Annotated in this window: 16 protein-coding genes; 5 read left to right on the plus strand and 11 right to left on the minus strand. The window is 68.8% G+C overall.

Annotated features, from left to right (window positions below; all coding sequences use genetic code 11):
- Positions 1 to 162 precede the first annotated feature (162 nt).
- The 3 genes from OQF71_RS10325 to purM all read left to right on the plus strand — a co-directional run bounded on the left by OQF71_RS10325 (position 163) and on the right by purM (position 3,788).
- Positions 163 to 1,971 (plus strand): TraB/GumN family protein, encoded by a 1,809-nt coding sequence (locus OQF71_RS10325; protein ID WP_280587537.1) that lies wholly within the window; start codon positions 163 to 165, stop codon positions 1,969 to 1,971.
- Between the two features lie 25 nt (positions 1,972 to 1,996).
- The gene (locus tag OQF71_RS10330; protein ID WP_280587539.1) at positions 1,997 to 2,665 is read left to right on the plus strand and encodes a metalloprotease; all 669 of its coding nucleotides are present in this window, start codon (positions 1,997 to 1,999) and stop codon (positions 2,663 to 2,665) included.
- A 97-nt stretch (positions 2,666 to 2,762) separates the two neighbouring features.
- Positions 2,763 to 3,788: a phosphoribosylformylglycinamidine cyclo-ligase gene (gene purM, locus OQF71_RS10335; protein ID WP_280587540.1), complete on the plus strand. Its 1,026-nt coding sequence runs from the start codon at positions 2,763 to 2,765 to the stop codon at positions 3,786 to 3,788.
- A 234-nt stretch (positions 3,789 to 4,022) separates the two neighbouring features.
- Here purM and OQF71_RS10340 read toward each other — a convergent pair whose 3' ends face one another.
- The 3 genes from OQF71_RS10340 to OQF71_RS10350 form a co-directional block, all read right to left on the minus strand.
- Positions 4,023 to 4,316 (minus strand): DUF6360 family protein, encoded by a 294-nt coding sequence (locus OQF71_RS10340; protein ID WP_280587541.1) that lies wholly within the window; start codon positions 4,314 to 4,316, stop codon positions 4,023 to 4,025.
- Between the two features lie 31 nt (positions 4,317 to 4,347).
- Positions 4,348 to 6,111 (minus strand): ferredoxin--nitrite reductase, encoded by a 1,764-nt coding sequence (locus OQF71_RS10345; protein ID WP_280587542.1) that lies wholly within the window; start codon positions 6,109 to 6,111, stop codon positions 4,348 to 4,350.
- Between the two features lie 62 nt (positions 6,112 to 6,173).
- Complete coding sequence (locus OQF71_RS10350; RefSeq protein WP_280587543.1) at positions 6,174 to 6,509, minus strand: hypothetical protein; 336 nt, start codon at positions 6,507 to 6,509, stop codon at positions 6,174 to 6,176.
- 216 nt (positions 6,510 to 6,725) lie between these two features.
- On the opposite strand from OQF71_RS10350, the gene OQF71_RS10355 reads away from it, so the two are divergent.
- Both OQF71_RS10355 and OQF71_RS10360 read left to right on the plus strand, forming a co-directional pair.
- On the plus strand, positions 6,726 to 6,854 hold the full coding sequence (locus OQF71_RS10355; protein ID WP_280587544.1) for a hypothetical protein: 129 nt from the start codon (positions 6,726 to 6,728) through the stop codon (positions 6,852 to 6,854).
- Entirely contained in the window at positions 6,851 to 7,048 is a 198-nt protein-coding gene (locus OQF71_RS10360) for a hypothetical protein (protein WP_280587545.1), read from the plus strand. Before OQF71_RS10355 ends, OQF71_RS10360 begins: the two co-directional genes overlap by 4 nt.
- A 32-nt stretch (positions 7,049 to 7,080) precedes the next feature.
- Here the strand turns inward: OQF71_RS10360 and OQF71_RS10365 are convergent, their stop codons facing one another.
- The 8 genes from OQF71_RS10365 to OQF71_RS10400 form a co-directional block, all read right to left on the minus strand.
- Positions 7,081 to 7,620 carry a CBS domain-containing protein gene (locus OQF71_RS10365; protein WP_280587546.1) on the minus strand — a complete coding sequence of 180 codons (540 nt, stop codon included), beginning with the start codon at positions 7,618 to 7,620 and terminating at the stop codon, positions 7,081 to 7,083.
- A gap of 109 nt (positions 7,621 to 7,729) precedes the next feature.
- The gene (locus OQF71_RS10370) at positions 7,730 to 8,098 is read right to left on the minus strand and encodes a DUF555 domain-containing protein (protein ID WP_280587547.1); all 369 of its coding nucleotides are present in this window, start codon (positions 8,096 to 8,098) and stop codon (positions 7,730 to 7,732) included.
- 104 nt (positions 8,099 to 8,202) lie between these two features.
- Positions 8,203 to 9,201 carry an isocitrate/isopropylmalate family dehydrogenase gene (locus OQF71_RS10375; protein ID WP_280587549.1) on the minus strand — a complete coding sequence of 333 codons (999 nt, stop codon included), beginning with the start codon at positions 9,199 to 9,201 and terminating at the stop codon, positions 8,203 to 8,205.
- Positions 9,198 to 9,854 carry a 3-isopropylmalate dehydratase small subunit gene (leuD, locus tag OQF71_RS10380; RefSeq protein ID WP_280587550.1) on the minus strand — a complete coding sequence of 219 codons (657 nt, stop codon included), beginning with the start codon at positions 9,852 to 9,854 and terminating at the stop codon, positions 9,198 to 9,200. The genes OQF71_RS10375 and leuD overlap by 4 nt, the downstream gene beginning before the upstream one ends.
- The gene (gene leuC, locus OQF71_RS10385) at positions 9,851 to 11,272 is read right to left on the minus strand and encodes a 3-isopropylmalate dehydratase large subunit (RefSeq protein ID WP_280587552.1); all 1,422 of its coding nucleotides are present in this window, start codon (positions 11,270 to 11,272) and stop codon (positions 9,851 to 9,853) included. The genes leuD and leuC overlap by 4 nt, the downstream gene beginning before the upstream one ends.
- Positions 11,273 to 11,342: 70 nt before the next feature.
- Positions 11,343 to 12,398, minus strand: a complete 1,056-nt coding sequence (gene ilvC, locus OQF71_RS10390) for a ketol-acid reductoisomerase (RefSeq protein WP_280587553.1) — start codon at positions 12,396 to 12,398, stop codon at positions 11,343 to 11,345.
- A gap of 13 nt (positions 12,399 to 12,411) precedes the next feature.
- A complete protein-coding gene (gene ilvN / locus OQF71_RS10395) occupies positions 12,412 to 13,128 on the minus strand; it encodes an acetolactate synthase small subunit (protein WP_280587554.1) in 717 nt (238 codons plus the stop codon).
- Positions 13,125 to 14,365 (minus strand): thiamine pyrophosphate-dependent enzyme (locus OQF71_RS10400; protein ID WP_280587556.1); only part of this gene is annotated, 1,241 nt, incomplete at its 5' end. The genes OQF71_RS10400 and ilvN, both read right to left, overlap by 4 nt.

Below are 14,365 nucleotides of genomic sequence, written 5' to 3' on the forward strand. Positions count from 1 at the left end.
GCGGAGATGTGTACATGAGACAGGTCGGGGAGGGAGGGCAACAGCCGCGACATGGCCGCCACTCCGCGCCGTGCGGATACAAATTTGTTGGATCGACAACGACCTCGCCCGCCCGCTATCGACTCACAAACCCTAAACGCGGCGAGAGGGTACGTCCCGGCAATGACAGAGACGCCAGAGGGCTCCGACGGCGCGTCCACGCCCCCGACGGCGAACGACTCCGCGGCGTCCGACCCCGCGGCGACCTCCGGGACGATCGATGGCGACGGGGTCGCCTCCGCGACGGTCGACGGGAGCGAGTCCGGCTCCGTGACGGTCGTCGGGACCGCCCACGTCTCCGAGCGCTCGGTCGACGAGGTCGAGGAGACGATCGATCGCGAGCGGCCCGACGTCGTCGCCGTCGAGCTCGACGAGGGCCGGTACCGCCAGATGCAGGGCGAGACCCCCGACGACCTCGACGCGAGCGACCTCCTCCGCGGGAACACGGTCTTCCAGTTCCTCGCGTACTGGATGCTCTCGTACGTCCAGACCCAGCTCGGCGACCGCTTCGACATCGAGCCGGGCGCGGACATGCGGGCGGCCATCGATGTCGCCGAGGGGCTCGGTATCGACGTCGCCCTCGTCGACCGAGACATTCAGACGACGATACAGCGCTTCTGGGCCCGGATGACGCTCACAGAGAAGCTTCGGATGGTCGGCGGGCTCGCGTTCGGCGTCACCGACTCTCGGGTCGTCGGCGTGCTCGCGGGGCTGTTCGTCGGGATCATCGCGGGGCCGGCGATCGGGCTGTTCGGCGGCGCCTTCGGGATCACGAACGCACTGTTGACGAGCGTGACCGGCGGGGTACTGGTCGCCGTCGCCGTCGGCATTGCCGTCGATCAGATCGGGAAAGTCGCGCTCTCCCCGGACGGTCGGCTCTTCGCGGCGAGCGGACTCGGCGTGAGCGTCGGGCTCGTCGCGGCGGCCTCCGGCGTCGCGAACGGGCTCGTCTCGACGTACCTCGGCGGGTTCGCAGTGACGGCGATCGGCAGCCTCGGACTCGGGATCTCGATCGGCCTGACGCTCGGCGTGGTCGTGGCAGGGGTGCTCGGACTGACCGACCGCGGAGGAGAACCGGAGCACGGCGGTATCGAAGAGCTCGGCGTCGAGGAGCTCACCGACACCGACGTGGTGACCATGATGATGGAGGAGTTCCGCCAGTTCTCGCCGGGCGGCGCCGAGGCGCTCATCGACGAACGCGACGCCTTTATCGCCCACCGGCTGGTCGCCCTCCGGGCCGCGGGCAGGGACGTCGTCGCGGTCGTCGGCGCGGGCCATCAGGCCGGGATCGAGCGGTACCTCGCGAATCCCGCGACGCTCCCCGCGATGGAGGACCTCGTCGGTCGGGAGCGAGGAGGCGGACTCCCGTGGAAGAAGGCCATCGGCTACGCGATCACCGTCGGCTTCGTCGGCTTCTTCGTCCTGCTCGCGCTGGCGGGCGTCGAGAACGCCTTCCTGTTCCGGCTGTTCGGCGCGTGGTTCCTCATCAACGGGATCTTCGCGTTCGCCTTCGCGAAGGTCGCGGGCGCGCGGTGGAGCTCCGCGGGCGTCGGCGGCGCGGTCGCGTGGATGACCTCGATCAACCCGATGCTCGCGCCCGGTTGGTTCACCGGCTACGTCGAGCTCCGGCACCTCACCGTCAACGTCGGCGACATCGGCACGCTCAACGAGCTGCTCTCCGACGAGACCCAGTCGCCCTCGCAGCTCGTTTCGGCGATGCTCGACGTCCCCCTGTTCAAGCTCATCATCGTCGTCGCGATGACGAACGTCGGCAGCATCGTCGCGAGTTTCCTGTTCGCCGTCTACGTGATCCCGGCGATGTTCGGCGCCGAGGTCGGCGGCGTCGACGAGGTGGGCCGGCTGCTGATCGACGGCGCCGGTACCGGCGCGAAGCTGATCCGCAACGTCCTCTTGGGCGGGGGTGGCGCGTGACCCGGCTCGCGTCCGGAGGGACCGCGTGAGCTCCGCCTTCCGGGGCCGCCGGATCGCCGGCCTCTACTTCAGCGGCACGGAGCTCCGCGACCTGCTCGTCGCGTGGCTCGCGCTCGGCGTCGCGTTCACGCTCTTCTTCGTCAACGGCACCGCCGGCTTCGGCCGGCTGCTCGCGGCGGGGGTCGTCCCGCCGCTGCTCGTCGGCCTGCTCACCGCGGGCGTCGCGTTCCTCCTCCACGAGATCGCGCACAAGGTCGTCGCGGTCCACTACGACCAGGTGGCCGAGTTCCGGGCCGACAACAGCATGCTGTTCCTGGCCGTGATGAGCTCCCTCTTAGGCTTCATCTTCGCGGCCCCCGGCGCCGTGCACCACCGCGGCCGGCTGACCCCGCGGGAGCACGGTCACATCGCGCTCGCAGGCCCGGTCGTCAACCTGCTCCTCACGCTCGTCTTCCTGCCGGCGCTCCTGCTCGGCCCCGTCGTCGGCAGTCCCGTGATCACCCTGATCGGCTCCCGTGGGATCGCGATCAACGTCTTCCTCGCGGCGTTCAATCTGATCCCGTACGGTCCGCTCGACGGGAAGACCGTGCTCGACTGGAGCAAGCCGGCGTGGGCCGGCTTCTTCGTCGTCTCCGTCCTGCTTACGGTCGGACTGGTCTTCGTCATCGGGCTCGGCTTCGGCGGACCGTTCTGAGTCGGGCCGCGCGTTCCGGCCGCTGTCGTTTCGCACCGTTGCCGCTCGCCTCGGCGGGAACGGTGCGCTTTTGCTCCGCGGGCGTCCCTCGACACACATGACCGAGGGCGACGGCGGAGACGACGGCGACGAGGAGGAAGCGAGCGCGAGCGGCGACGAACTCACCTACGCCGACGCCGGCGTCGACATCGACGCCAGCGAGGCGGCGACCGCGGCGCTGATCGGCGCGGTCGGCGACGCCGAGGGCGACTACGCCGGGCTCCTCGACATCGGCGACCGGTACCTCGCGCTCGCGACCGACGGCGTGGGAACGAAGCTCCTCGTCGCCGAGGCGCTCGGCGACTACTCGACGGTCGGCATCGACTGTATCGCGATGAACGTCAACGACCTGGTCGCCGCCGGCGTTCGCCCCGTCGCGTTCGTCGACTACCTCGCCGTCGACGAGCCGGACGAGCGGTTCGCCGAACAGGTCGGCGCCGGCCTCGCCCGCGGCGCCGAACTCGCCGACATGGAACTCGTCGGCGGGGAGACGGCGGTGATGCCGGACGTAATCTCGGGGCTCGACCTCGCGGGCACCTGCGCCGGGCTCGCCGCCAAAGACGCCGTCTTCGACGGCGCTGCGCGGCCGGGCGACGCGCTCGTCGGCTGGCGCTCCTCGGGGATCCACTCCAACGGACTGACGCTCGCCCGCGAGGCCGCGATCCGCGAGCACTCGTACGCCGACCCGTGTCCGTTCGAGGGGTACGAGACGGTCGGCGAGGCTCTGCTGGAGCCGACTCGGATCTACACGGACCTGCTCGACCCGATGCGCGAGCACGACGTGCGCGGCGCGGCCCACGTCACCGGCGGCGGGTGGACGAACCTGACGCGGCTCGGCACGAATCGGTACGTCGTCGACGACGCCTTCGACCCCCAGCCCGTCTTCGAGTTCGTGCAGTCCGAGGGGAGCGTCTCGGACGAGGAGATGCACCGCACGTTCAACATGGGCACCGGCTTCGTCGCCGCCCTCGACCCCGACGCGGCCGAGTCGCTGGCGGCGGCGACGGACGGACGCGTGATCGGACGGGTTGAAGAGCAGAGCGGAGACGCGGGGACCGTCGCGATCCGCGGAATGGAGTTATAAATCGTTGACGGCGCGGTGACCATCGCCACCGCCCCAGCCGCTCAGTTATACGTGGCCGTTAGCGAACGGACGGCAATCACCTCCAAAGCCCGCACGGCACCGCAACCGCACCTCACACCTCCCCAACCTCGCGGCTCACGGCTTCGCCGCTCGCGTTCGCCGCGTCCCTCGCACGCGCTCCGAGCGGCCGCTTCTAAACGGCCGCTCGAAGGCGCGCGCCGCCGCACAGATCGTTTACGATGAATCGCCGTTCTGTGCGGCCTCGACGCGCTCCGCCGTCGACTCCAGCGCGTCGGCGAGGGTTCGCGCCTGCGCCGGCGCCAGTTCGACCTCGTCGGCGTGGGCGGGGAGCCGATCGACCGCCGTCCCGTCCAGTTCGACTTCCAGCGTAACGTGCTCGGGGTCTTCCCGTGGCGCGGTGACGTTCACGACGCCCGGCGCGTCGGCCTCGAACTCGTGTCCGCGGGCGCGTCCCTCGACGAGATCGAGGGTCGTGTACGCGTTCACGCGGAGCAGTCGATCGCTCATTCCGTCCATCCTCCGATCGAGACCCGCATCGTCAGTCGTCCGCCGGCGTCGGCGGGGCCTCGTCGAGCCCGTCGTTCTCGGCGTACGGGTACCACGTGCGCTTCGTGTTGTGCATCATGGGATCCTCGTAGTCCGTCTCCTCGGGATCGACGAGCGCGTCGAGTTCGTCGTCGTCGTGACGGGCGACGAACGCCCGGAACGACTCGCCGTCGTCGCGCTCGGCGGCGAAGCTCTCGACCAGGTTCGCGATCGCGCCCGGCACCTCGTCGACGGGCACGCGCTGGGTGACCCACCGGGCGAACTGCGGGTCCTCGCCGAGCCCGCCGCCGAGACCGACGTCGAGCGCCTCCACCGGGTCGCCGTTCTTTCTGGTCTTCATCCCGCGCAGGCTCACGTCCGCGATCTGCGGCTGCGCGCACGACGCCGTACAGCCGGAGAGGTGAACGTGGAACTCGTCGACGTCGTCGGGGAGGTCGACGTTCTCCTTGAGCCACCGAGCGAAGCGGACCTGCCGGTTCTTCGTCTCGACGATCGACAGCGAGCAGAACTCGGTACCGGTACAGGCGACGGAGCCGCGCATGAACGGAGACGGCGCCGGAGAGTAGTGGTCGAGCAGCGGCTCGTCGAGGAGTTCATCGAGCTCCGCGTCGGGCACGTCGGTGACGATGACGTTCTGGCGCTGGGAGAGCCGGACCTCGCCGGAGCCGTACTTCGCAGCGAGGTCGGCGAGGTCAAGCACGTCGCTCGCTCCCATCCGCCCGACGAGGACGTTCAGGCCGACGAAGTTCCTCCCGTCTTTCTGCTCGTGAACGCCGATCAGATCGTTGCGCTCTCCCTCGCCCGCGTTGTATGTGTACTCCTCGCGGACGTCGCGGCCGGCGGTCTCCAGTTCGAAGTCGACGTACTCCTCCTGGAGCGTCTCGCGGACCGTCTCGGCTCCCCACTCGTCGACGAGAAATTTCACTCGGGCGTTGTATCGATCCTCGCGATCGCCGTAGTCTCGGAAGAGCGCGGAGAGGCCGCCGGCCACGTCCGCGACCTTCCCGGGCGGCACCCAGACGTCGATATCGCGGGCGAGACGCGGTTCGTTGCGGGCGAGCCCGCCGCCGACCCGGACGTTGAACCCGACGGCGTCCTCGGTTCCGGCTTCGTCCCCCTCGGCCGCCTTGTACGCGGGCTCGAACGCGAGGTCGTTGATGTCGCCTTGGCCGGAGCCGTCGGCGGAGCCCGTCACCGACACCTTCCACTTCCGCGGGAGGTTCGTGTGATCGTCGTTCCCTTTGAACGTCTCGTTGAGCTCGCGGATGACCGGCCACGCGTCGATCACCTCCTGTCCGTCCTTCCCGGCGACCGGGTTCCCGACGATGTTCCGCCACGAGTCGCCACACGCCTGTTGGGCCGAGAGCCCGTTCTCTTCTAACTTCTCGAAGACGGCCGGCACGTCCGAGAGCTCGATCCAGTGCAGTTGGATCGACTGTCGGGTGGTGAAGTCGGCGTAGGCGTCGCCGAAGATCGGGTTCGTGCCCGGGCCGCGGGCGTATTCGTCGGCGATCTCGCCGACGACCCGGAGCTGTCCCGGTTCGAGCACGCCGTTCGGGGTCCCGATCCGCATCATGAAGTACCCCTCCTGGCCGTTCCGCTGATGGTACAGTCCCCACCATTTGAACCGTTCGAACCAGGCGTCGCGCTCGTCGTCCGGGATCGAGTCGAACCCCTGTTCGGCGAACTCGAACAGGTGGGCGCGAATCTCGTTCCCGTACACCTCCGATTTCCAGTTTTCGACGTCCGTTGGCATCGATATCGGATACACCCGACACCCACATAGCTGACCGTGTGGAGTCAACCTTTCCCGGTGGTTTATTTCACAGGCAGTTGTTGCCGGTGTATTCGCTTTCGGGAGCGCCTAACCGCCGATCGGCCGAACTCGACGAACTCACCCTCCCGTATCCGTCCAACTGGGAGCCATCCTGTCGTCCCCGTCGCGCCGCACGCGATACACTGCCCGTGAACGCGCGTCTCGATCGCCGACCCGTCGACGCCGACCGCCTGGAAGTTCTCGACGACCAGATCGACCAGATCACAATCACAGAAATCGGGCGCGTCGAGACGCCACAGTTCGCTAACACGTACTTCTCGAGAATCGTCGATGGATAGCCACGCCCCGTCGTCGAGGACGCGCAAGCGGGTGGTCACACTCGCCATTCGGTTTCGACGAATCAAACGATGCCGATGCTCGCAAACGACGACGCCGTTGGAAACGACGATACGGAGACAAACCGCCCGACCGTGAGCGTATTCGAGAGCTCTACCGCGTCAAGGATACCGGATGACCCTTCCGGTAGCAGGGAGTAGTGGTTCGATTTGCTCGTGTGACGGCACTTATGATCGGTGCAGTAGTACCTCGATCCGATGATTGATCCGACCCTCGACCGCTCCGTCGATCGATCCGCCGACGCGGACGACGACAGTACGTACCGACAGCACGCGTCCGCGGACGTCGCGCCCGAACTCTTCGAAGACGGTCCGGCGCAGCGATGACCGATCGATCCGAACCGAGCGCTGGCGACGAGCCGGAGGCCGACACAGACCCGGATGCCAGCGAGCCGACGGACACGGAATCGACTCCGGAACGCGACGGTACGAGCCACCTCGACGACGTCGAGGACGGTGCCGGGTGTACGGAGATCTGGGAACACCTCTCCGAGAGCCGGCGGACTGAACGCGACGCCTGAACGCTCGTCTCGAGGAATTGCCGGGAAAACGCCTACGACAGGTGCGCGGCGATGTCCGCCTCGGTGATTATTCCGACCGTCTCGCCGCCGTCGGTGACCATCACGGCCTTGTAGTGGTCCAGCAGATTCCGGACCTCGTCGACCGTCGCGTTCGGGGCGACCGTGGGGAACGATTCGCTCATCACCTCGCTGACGGGGTGGTCCCCGACGTTCTCGCCCGCGTGGACCACGTCGCTCTGACTGATCGAGCCGACGGGCACCCCGTTCTGGAGCACCGGCAGCTGCGAGTACGCCTCCTCTTCCATCAGGTCGACCGCCCCGCGCACCGCGTCGTCCGGCGCGACGCTGATCACCGTCTCGTTCATCAGGTCGGTCGCGCGGACGACCTCGCCTTCGGCCGCTTGGAGCGCGTTGACGATCCGCCGGAGCGTCGAGAGTCGCGGGTCGACGTCGCCGCCCTCGATCCGGGCGATCAGGGGCTGGGAGACGTCCGCCGCGTCGGCCAGATCGCTCTGGGTCAGATCCAGCGTCGTCCGCCGCTCGCGGAGGTCCTGTGGCGTCGGGAGTTCCATACGCTAAATAACTCCGGGTTATTAGAAAAGGTTTCGGCGGCGACCGATATCGCGCCGGCGGTCGGGCGTCCCGACCGGTCGCGGCGCGCCCGCTCGTCGCGGTGTCGTCTTACTCGCCGTCGTCGTCCTCGTCGCCGTCCGTCTCGATGATCTCGATGACTTCGAGCGGGACGTCCCGCAGCGCGCCGCCGACCTCGCTCTTCGCGATCCGCTCGGCGTGCTCCTCGCTGTCGGCGTTGAAGATGTCGATCTCCAAGAGGAGTCCGACGAGGGCCGTGTTGGCCGCGAGGAACGCGGCGTCGAACGGCTCGCCGCAGGCCGGACAGCCGGTGACGCCGGGTTCGACCTCGACGTACTGCTTGTCCGTCTCGTTGAGTCGCTTGCCGGCTTCGCTGACCGCGACGCCGATGGCGTCGTCGGTCTCCTCGACGTCACGGACCAACCAGGCCGCTTCCATCGCGACTTCGTAGTTGCTCATAGCCGAGTCGAGGGGCCGCAGGGTTTCCTTTCTTGTGGTTCGCCCGCGGTCACGGACTCCCCGTCGATCGGGTCGGATTCGGGGGTGATCCGGACTGTCCGGACCTACAACCGCTCGACGATCGCCGCGGTGACCTCCTCGGTCGTCGCGTCGCCGCCGAGGTCGCCGGTGCGGGGGCCGTCGGAGAGCACGCCCTCCACGGCGTCGCGCACGCGCTGCCCCTCCTCGACGTACCCGAGGTACTCCAACAGCATGGCGGCCGAGAGGATCGCCGCGGTCGGGTTCGCGATCCCCTCGCCGGCGATGTCGGGCGCGGTGCCGTGGACCGGCTCGAACAGCGCGTTGTCGTGGCCGACGTTCGCCGACGGGAGCAGGCCGAGCCCGCCGACGAGCCCCGCCGCGAGGTCGGAGAGCACGTCGCCGGCGAGGTTCGGACAGACGACCACGCCGTACTGGCCCGGATCGAGCGGCAGCTTCGTCGCGAACGCGTCCATCAGCTCCTCGTCGGCGTCGACCCCGCGCTCGTCGGCGACCGCGAGCACCTCCTCGCGGAAGCGCCCGTCAGTCTCGCGCATCACGTTCGCCTTGTGCGCGACGGTGAACCCGTCTTCCGGGCCGCCGGCGGGCCCTCGGCCGTCCTCGACGAAATCGCAGGCGTACTCCGCCAGTTCGCGGGAGGCGGAGGAGGTGACGACGCGCGTCAGCGTCGAGAGGTCCTCGGAGAGCCGGTCCTCGTGACCGGCGTAGACGCCCTCGGTGTTCTCGCGCAGGAAGACGACGTCCGTCTCCGGCCGAAGCGCGTCGACGCCGGGGTACGCCGTCGCGGGCCGCACGTTGACGAACGAGTCGACGGCGTCCCGCAGCGGGAGGATGACGTCGGCGGCGGTCTCGCCGGCCGCGCCGAACAGAGTCGCGTCCGCGGCCGCGGCGAGGTCGTACGTCTCCGCCGGGAGCGCCTCGCCGGTCGCCTCCTTCGTCGCGTCGCCGGCGTCGGCCGAGACGAACTCGAAGCCGATGTCGAACGCCTCCACGACCTCCAGGGCTGCGGGAACGACCTCCTGCCCGACCCCGTCGCCCTCGATGACGGCTATCTCGTGGCTCACGCCCCGTCCTCCGGAACGTGCGCGTCCGGAATATACGGCAGCGACCTGGCGGTCTCGCGGACTGCGCCCGCGTTCGCACCCATCAGCGCCGTGGTGTCCCAGACGCCCTCGACGAGCGCCTTCCGCTGTGCGTCGTGGACGGTCGCGTCGATCACGGTGTCGTCGTAGGTGATCGTCTCCGCGGCAACGTCGATATCGATCTCAGCGTCCGGGTGCGCCTCGACGTAGTCTTGGAGCGCCTCGATCGATTCCTGGTCCGCCGTGACGGTCGGGACCCCGAGCGCGAGGCAGTTGCCCGCGAAGATCTCCGCGAACGACTCGCCGACGACGGCGTCGATCCCCCAGCGCATCAGCGCCTGCGGCGCGTGCTCGCGCGAGGAACCGCAGCCGAAGTTCGCGTTCACGACCAACACGTTCGCGCCCTGGTACCGCTCTTCGTTGAACGGGTGGTCCTTCTCGTTGTCCTCGTCGTCGAACCGCTGATCGAAGAAGGCGAACTGCCCCAGCCCGTCGAAGGTGACGACCTTCATGAAGCGGGCGGGGATGACCTGATCGGTGTCGATGTCGTTCCCGCGGACGGGAATTCCGGTGCCCGACACCTCGGTGACCTTCTCCGCCGGCGCCTCGCCGGCGCTGAACTCGGGAGAGCTCATACGGTCGCCACCTCCTCCATCTCGCGGACGTCGGTGACCTCGCCGGTCACCGCCGCGGCCGCGACCATGATCGGACTCATCAGCACGGTGCGCCCGTCCTTCGAGCCCTGTCGGCCGACGAAGTTCCGATTCGAGGAGGACGCGCTCGCCTCGTCGCCCTCCAGCTGGTCGTCGTTCATGCCGAGACACATCGAACAGCCGGGCTCGCGCCAGTCGAAACCGGCGTCGACGAAGACCTCGTCGAGCCCCTCGGCCTCGGCGGCGTCGCGGACGCGCTGGCTGCCGGGAACGACCATCGCACGCACGTCGTCGTCGACTTCCCGTCCTTCGACGAACGCCGCGGCCTCGCGGAGGTCCTTCAGCCGCGCATTGGTACACGAGCCGAGGAACGCCACGTCGACGTCGTACCCCTCCATCGTGTCGCCCGGCTCGACGCGCATGTGCTTTTGCGCGCGTCGCGCCGTGTCGCGGTCCTCCGCGGGCAGGTCGTCGGGGTCCGGAATCGGTTCGGTGATACCCGCCGTCTGCCCGGGCGTGGTCCCCCACGTGACGGTCGGCTCGATCGCCGAGCCGTCGATAGTGACCACGTCGTCGTATTCCGCGTCGTCGTCGGTCCGGACCGACTCCCAGTAGGGTTTCAGCCGCTCGAACTCCTCGGGGTCGTCGTTAAACGCGTCCGTCTCTCGGAGCCACTCGTAGGTGGTCTCGTCGGGGTTGACGTACCCCGCGCGGGCGCCGCCCTCGATCGACATGTTACAGATGGACATCCGCCCCTCCATCCCGAGGTCCTCGATGGCCTCGCCGGCGTACTCGTACACGTAGCCGACGCCGCCGTCGGTCCCGAGCTTCCCGATGATCGTCAGGATGATGTCTTTCGCGGTGACGCCCTCGCCGAGTTCGCCCGTGACCTCGATCTTGCGGACCTTCTGCTTCTCCATCGCGACACAGCCGGTCGCCAGCACGTCGCGGATCTGCGAGGTGCCGATGCCGAACGCCAGCGCCCCGAACGCACCGTGCGTCGACGTGTGCGAGTCGCCACAGACGATCGTCATGCCGGGCTGGGTGAGCCCCTGCTCCGGCCCGATGACGTGGACGATCCCCTGATCGCCGGAGTCGGGGTCGGAGAAGTCGATGCCCGAGCCGCGGACGTTCTCTTCCAGCTCCGCCATCATGTTCTCGGCGGCCTCGTCGCGGTAGGGTCGGTCGCGGTTCCCGGTCGGCACGATGTGATCGACGGTTGCGTGCGTGCGTTTCGGGAACGCGACGCCCTGCTCGCGCTCTCTCAGCATGCCGAACGCCTGTGGGCTGGTGACTTCGTGGACGAGGTGGAGCCCGACGAACAGCTGGTCCTGTCCGGTGGGCAGCCGCGTGACCTTGTGCCGGTCCCAAACCTTGTCGTACAGGGTCCCGTCGCTCATCGTGACTCACCCGCGTCGCGCGTGGGGCGCGAGGTCCCGCTGGTCCGGTCCGCGTCGCCGCGTACGCCCATCAGGCGGTCACCTCGGTCGACTCCTCCTCGTCTTCCTCGTCGGCGTCCTGCCACGCGAACAGGCCGCGCAGCTCCTCGCCGACGGCCTCGATATCGTGGTTCTTCTCGGCCGTCCGAAGCTGCGTGTAGGAGGGTCGTCCGGCCTGGTTCTCCGCGATCCACTCGCGGGCGAACTCGCCGTTCTGTACCTTCTCCAGCACTTCTTCCATGTTCTCGCGAGCGTGCTCGTCGACGACCACGTCTCCCTGCGTGAGCCCGCCGTACTCCGCGGTGTCGGAGACGGAGTCCCACATGCCGCCGAGTCCGTCCTCGTACATCAGGTCGACGATGAGCTTCATCTCGTTGAGCACCTCGAAGTACGCCATCTCCGGCGAGTAGCCGGCGTCGACGAGCGTCTCGTACCCCTGCTTAATCAGCGAGGTGACGCCGCCACAGAGGACGGCCTGTTCGCCGAACAGGTCGGTCTCGGTCTCCTCGCGGAACGACGTTTCGACGACGCCGGCGCGGGTACAGCCGATCGCGGCCGCGTACGCGAGCCCCTCCTCGTGAGCGTCGCCGGTCGCGTCCTGATAGATGGCCAGCAGCCCGGGCGTCCCCTCGTCGTTCTCGTAGTTCCGTCGCACGAGGTGGCCGGGGGACTTCGGCGCGACCATCGTCACGTCGACGTCCTCGGGCGGCTGGATCTGGTTGTAGTGAATGTTGAACCCGTGCGCGAACTGGAGCGTGTCGCCCGCCTCCAAGTTCGGCTCGACCGCGTTCTCGTACACGTCCGGCTGGACCGTGTCCGGGACGAGGACGCTCACGATGTCGGCCTCGGCGGCCGCCTCCGCGGGAGTCGCCACGCGGAGCCCGTCGCTCTCGGCGGCGTCCCACGAGGAACTTCTCTCGCGGAGGCCGACGATCACGTCGATCCCGCTGTCCGAGAGGTTCTGGGCGTGGGCGTGGCCCTGCGAGCCGTAGCCGAGCACGGCCACGGTCTTGTGGACGATCGCCTCCTCGTTCGCGTCTTCGTCGTAGTATACTGTCGAATCGAATGCCTGCGTGTCTTCGGTCATGTGTCGTGTGAAATCAGTCGTCGTGGGTGGTCGGTTCGCCGGCCGTTCCGGGTTTCTCTCCGGGCGCCGTCGGGGTGTCGCCGCGCGCGAGCGCGGTCTGGCCCGTCCGAGCGATCTCGATGATGCCGAACTGGCGGAACGCGTCGAGCGCGTCGTCGATCCGCGCCTCGTCGCCGGTGAGTTGGACGGTGATCGTCCGCGGTCCGGCGTCGAGCGTCCGGCCGTCGTACATCTCGGCGACGGCGTGGACGGCCGCGGGGTCGTCGGCCTCGACCTTCAGCAGGACGAGCTCCGCGGTGACCGCGTTGCCGGACACCTCCCCGACGGAGATCACCGGTTTCAGCTTCGACATCTGCTTTTCGATCTGGTCGATGCCGGGGTCCGTCTCTTCGACGACCATCGTGATCCGCGAGTGCCCCTCGACGGTCGTCGGCCCGACGGTGAGGCTCTCGATGTTGAACTGGCGGCGGGAGACGAGCCCGGAGACGCGCGCGAGCACGCCCGGCTCGTCCTCAACGAGCGCCGAGATGACGGCGCGCCGCGACTCGTGTTCGGCCTCGACGACGGGATCGATCCGGATCCCTTCGAGGTTCCGTCGCCCCGTCGGGTGGTCCCGTTCCTCGGGACCGGGCTGCTCGCTCGGCGCGGGACGCGGGTCGGCCTCTGGCGCGCCGCCGGACGCGGAGCCGCCGTCGGTCGCGGGTCGGGAGTCGGGCGAATCGCCGCTCATAGCTGGTCCTCCGCGGTGGCGAACTTGCCGTTCGCACCGCCGCTCGGCACCATCGGTAGCACGTTCTCCTCCGGGTCAATGTGGAAGTCGATCACCGCTGGCCCGTCGTAGTCGAGCGCCTCTTCGACCGCGGGCGCGACCTCGTCGTAGTCGTCGACGCGGAGCCCGAGGGCGCCGAACGCCTCCGCGAGCTTGTCGAACTCGGGCATCCACGTGTAGTCGGAGGCCATGTGGCGCCCCTCGTAGAAGGCGTCCTGCCACTGGCGCACCATGCCGATGTACTCGTTGTTGAGAACGGCGATGGTGAGGTCGAGGTCCTCGCGGACGGCCACGGAGAGCTCCTGCATCGTCATCAGGAAGGAGCCGTCGCCGTCGAAACAGACCACGTCTCGCTCCGGATCGCCCATGTTGTCGGCGGCGACGCGCGCGCCGACCGCGGCGGGCACGCCGTACCCCATCGTCCCCAGGCCGTGCGAGGAGACCCACGTCCGGGGCTCCGAATACGTCCAGAACTGGGAGGCCCACATCTGGTGTTGGCCGACGCCGGTCGTCACGATGGTGTCGTCGTCGGTCGCCTCGTCGAACGCCTCGACGACGAACTGCGGCTTCAGCGGCTCGTCGTCGGGCGTCGCGTACGTGAGCGGGTACCTCTCCTTCCACCCGGCGCACCGATCGCGCCACGCCTCGGCGTCCGGCGCCTCGCGGACCGCCGCGGTCAGCTGGTCGAGGACGCGCCCCGCGTCGCCGATCAGCGGGTGGTCGGCGTAGACGTTCTTCGAGATCTCGGCCGGATCGATGTCGACGTGGACGACCTCGGCCTCCGGCGCGAACGTGTCGATCCCCCCGGTGAGTCGGTCGTCGAAACGGGTGCCGACCGCGATCAGGCAGTCGGTGTGAGTGATCGACATGTTCGCGTAGCCGGTACCGTGCATCCCGGCCCACGAGAGGCAGAGGTCGTCGTCCTCGGGGAACGAGCCGATCCCGGGCATCGTCGTCGTCACCGGGATCCCGTACGTCCGCGCGAACGTCCGCGCGGCGTCGCTCGCCTCGGCCTTGATCACGCCGCCGCCGAACAGACAGAGGGGGCGTTCGGCCTCCTCGATGGTTCGCGCGGCGGCCTCGACGGCGTCGGCGTCGGCGTTCGGGTCGGGGTCGGTGCCGGCCGGCGGCGCCGCCGGCCCCGGCGTACGGGCGGGCCCGGACAGGGTGACGGCGTTCGGGGGGTGGCGGAGCGTCG

The sequence above is a fragment of the Halorubrum sp. Boch-26 genome (assembly GCF_029889805.1).
Classification (GTDB): Archaea; Halobacteriota; Halobacteria; order Halobacteriales; family Haloferacaceae; genus Halorubrum.

Coding starts and splice junctions, on each gene's coding strand:
- OQF71_RS10345 (WP_280587542.1), bottom strand. CDS start 6,111: ATGCCAACGGACGTCGAAAACTGGAAATCGGAGGTGTACGGGAACGAG.
- leuC (WP_280587552.1), bottom strand. CDS start 11,272: ATGAGCGACGGGACCCTGTACGACAAGGTTTGGGACCGGCACAAGGTC.
- OQF71_RS10370 (WP_280587547.1), bottom strand. CDS start 8,098: ATGAGCAACTACGAAGTCGCGATGGAAGCGGCCTGGTTGGTCCGTGAC.
- leuD (WP_280587550.1), bottom strand. CDS start 9,854: ATGAGCTCTCCCGAGTTCAGCGCCGGCGAGGCGCCGGCGGAGAAGGTC.
- OQF71_RS10355 (WP_280587544.1), top strand. CDS start 6,726: ATGATTGATCCGACCCTCGACCGCTCCGTCGATCGATCCGCCGACGCG.
- ilvC (WP_280587553.1), bottom strand. CDS start 12,398: ATGACCGAAGACACGCAGGCATTCGATTCGACAGTATACTACGACGAA.
- OQF71_RS10365 (WP_280587546.1), bottom strand. CDS start 7,620: ATGGAACTCCCGACGCCACAGGACCTCCGCGAGCGGCGGACGACGCTG.
- purM (WP_280587540.1), top strand. CDS start 2,763: ATGACCGAGGGCGACGGCGGAGACGACGGCGACGAGGAGGAAGCGAGC.
- OQF71_RS10360 (WP_280587545.1), top strand. CDS start 6,851: ATGACCGATCGATCCGAACCGAGCGCTGGCGACGAGCCGGAGGCCGAC.
- OQF71_RS10325 (WP_280587537.1), top strand. CDS start 163: ATGACAGAGACGCCAGAGGGCTCCGACGGCGCGTCCACGCCCCCGACG.
- ilvN (WP_280587554.1), bottom strand. CDS start 13,128: ATGAGCGGCGATTCGCCCGACTCCCGACCCGCGACCGACGGCGGCTCC.
- OQF71_RS10340 (WP_280587541.1), bottom strand. CDS start 4,316: ATGAGCGATCGACTGCTCCGCGTGAACGCGTACACGACCCTCGATCTC.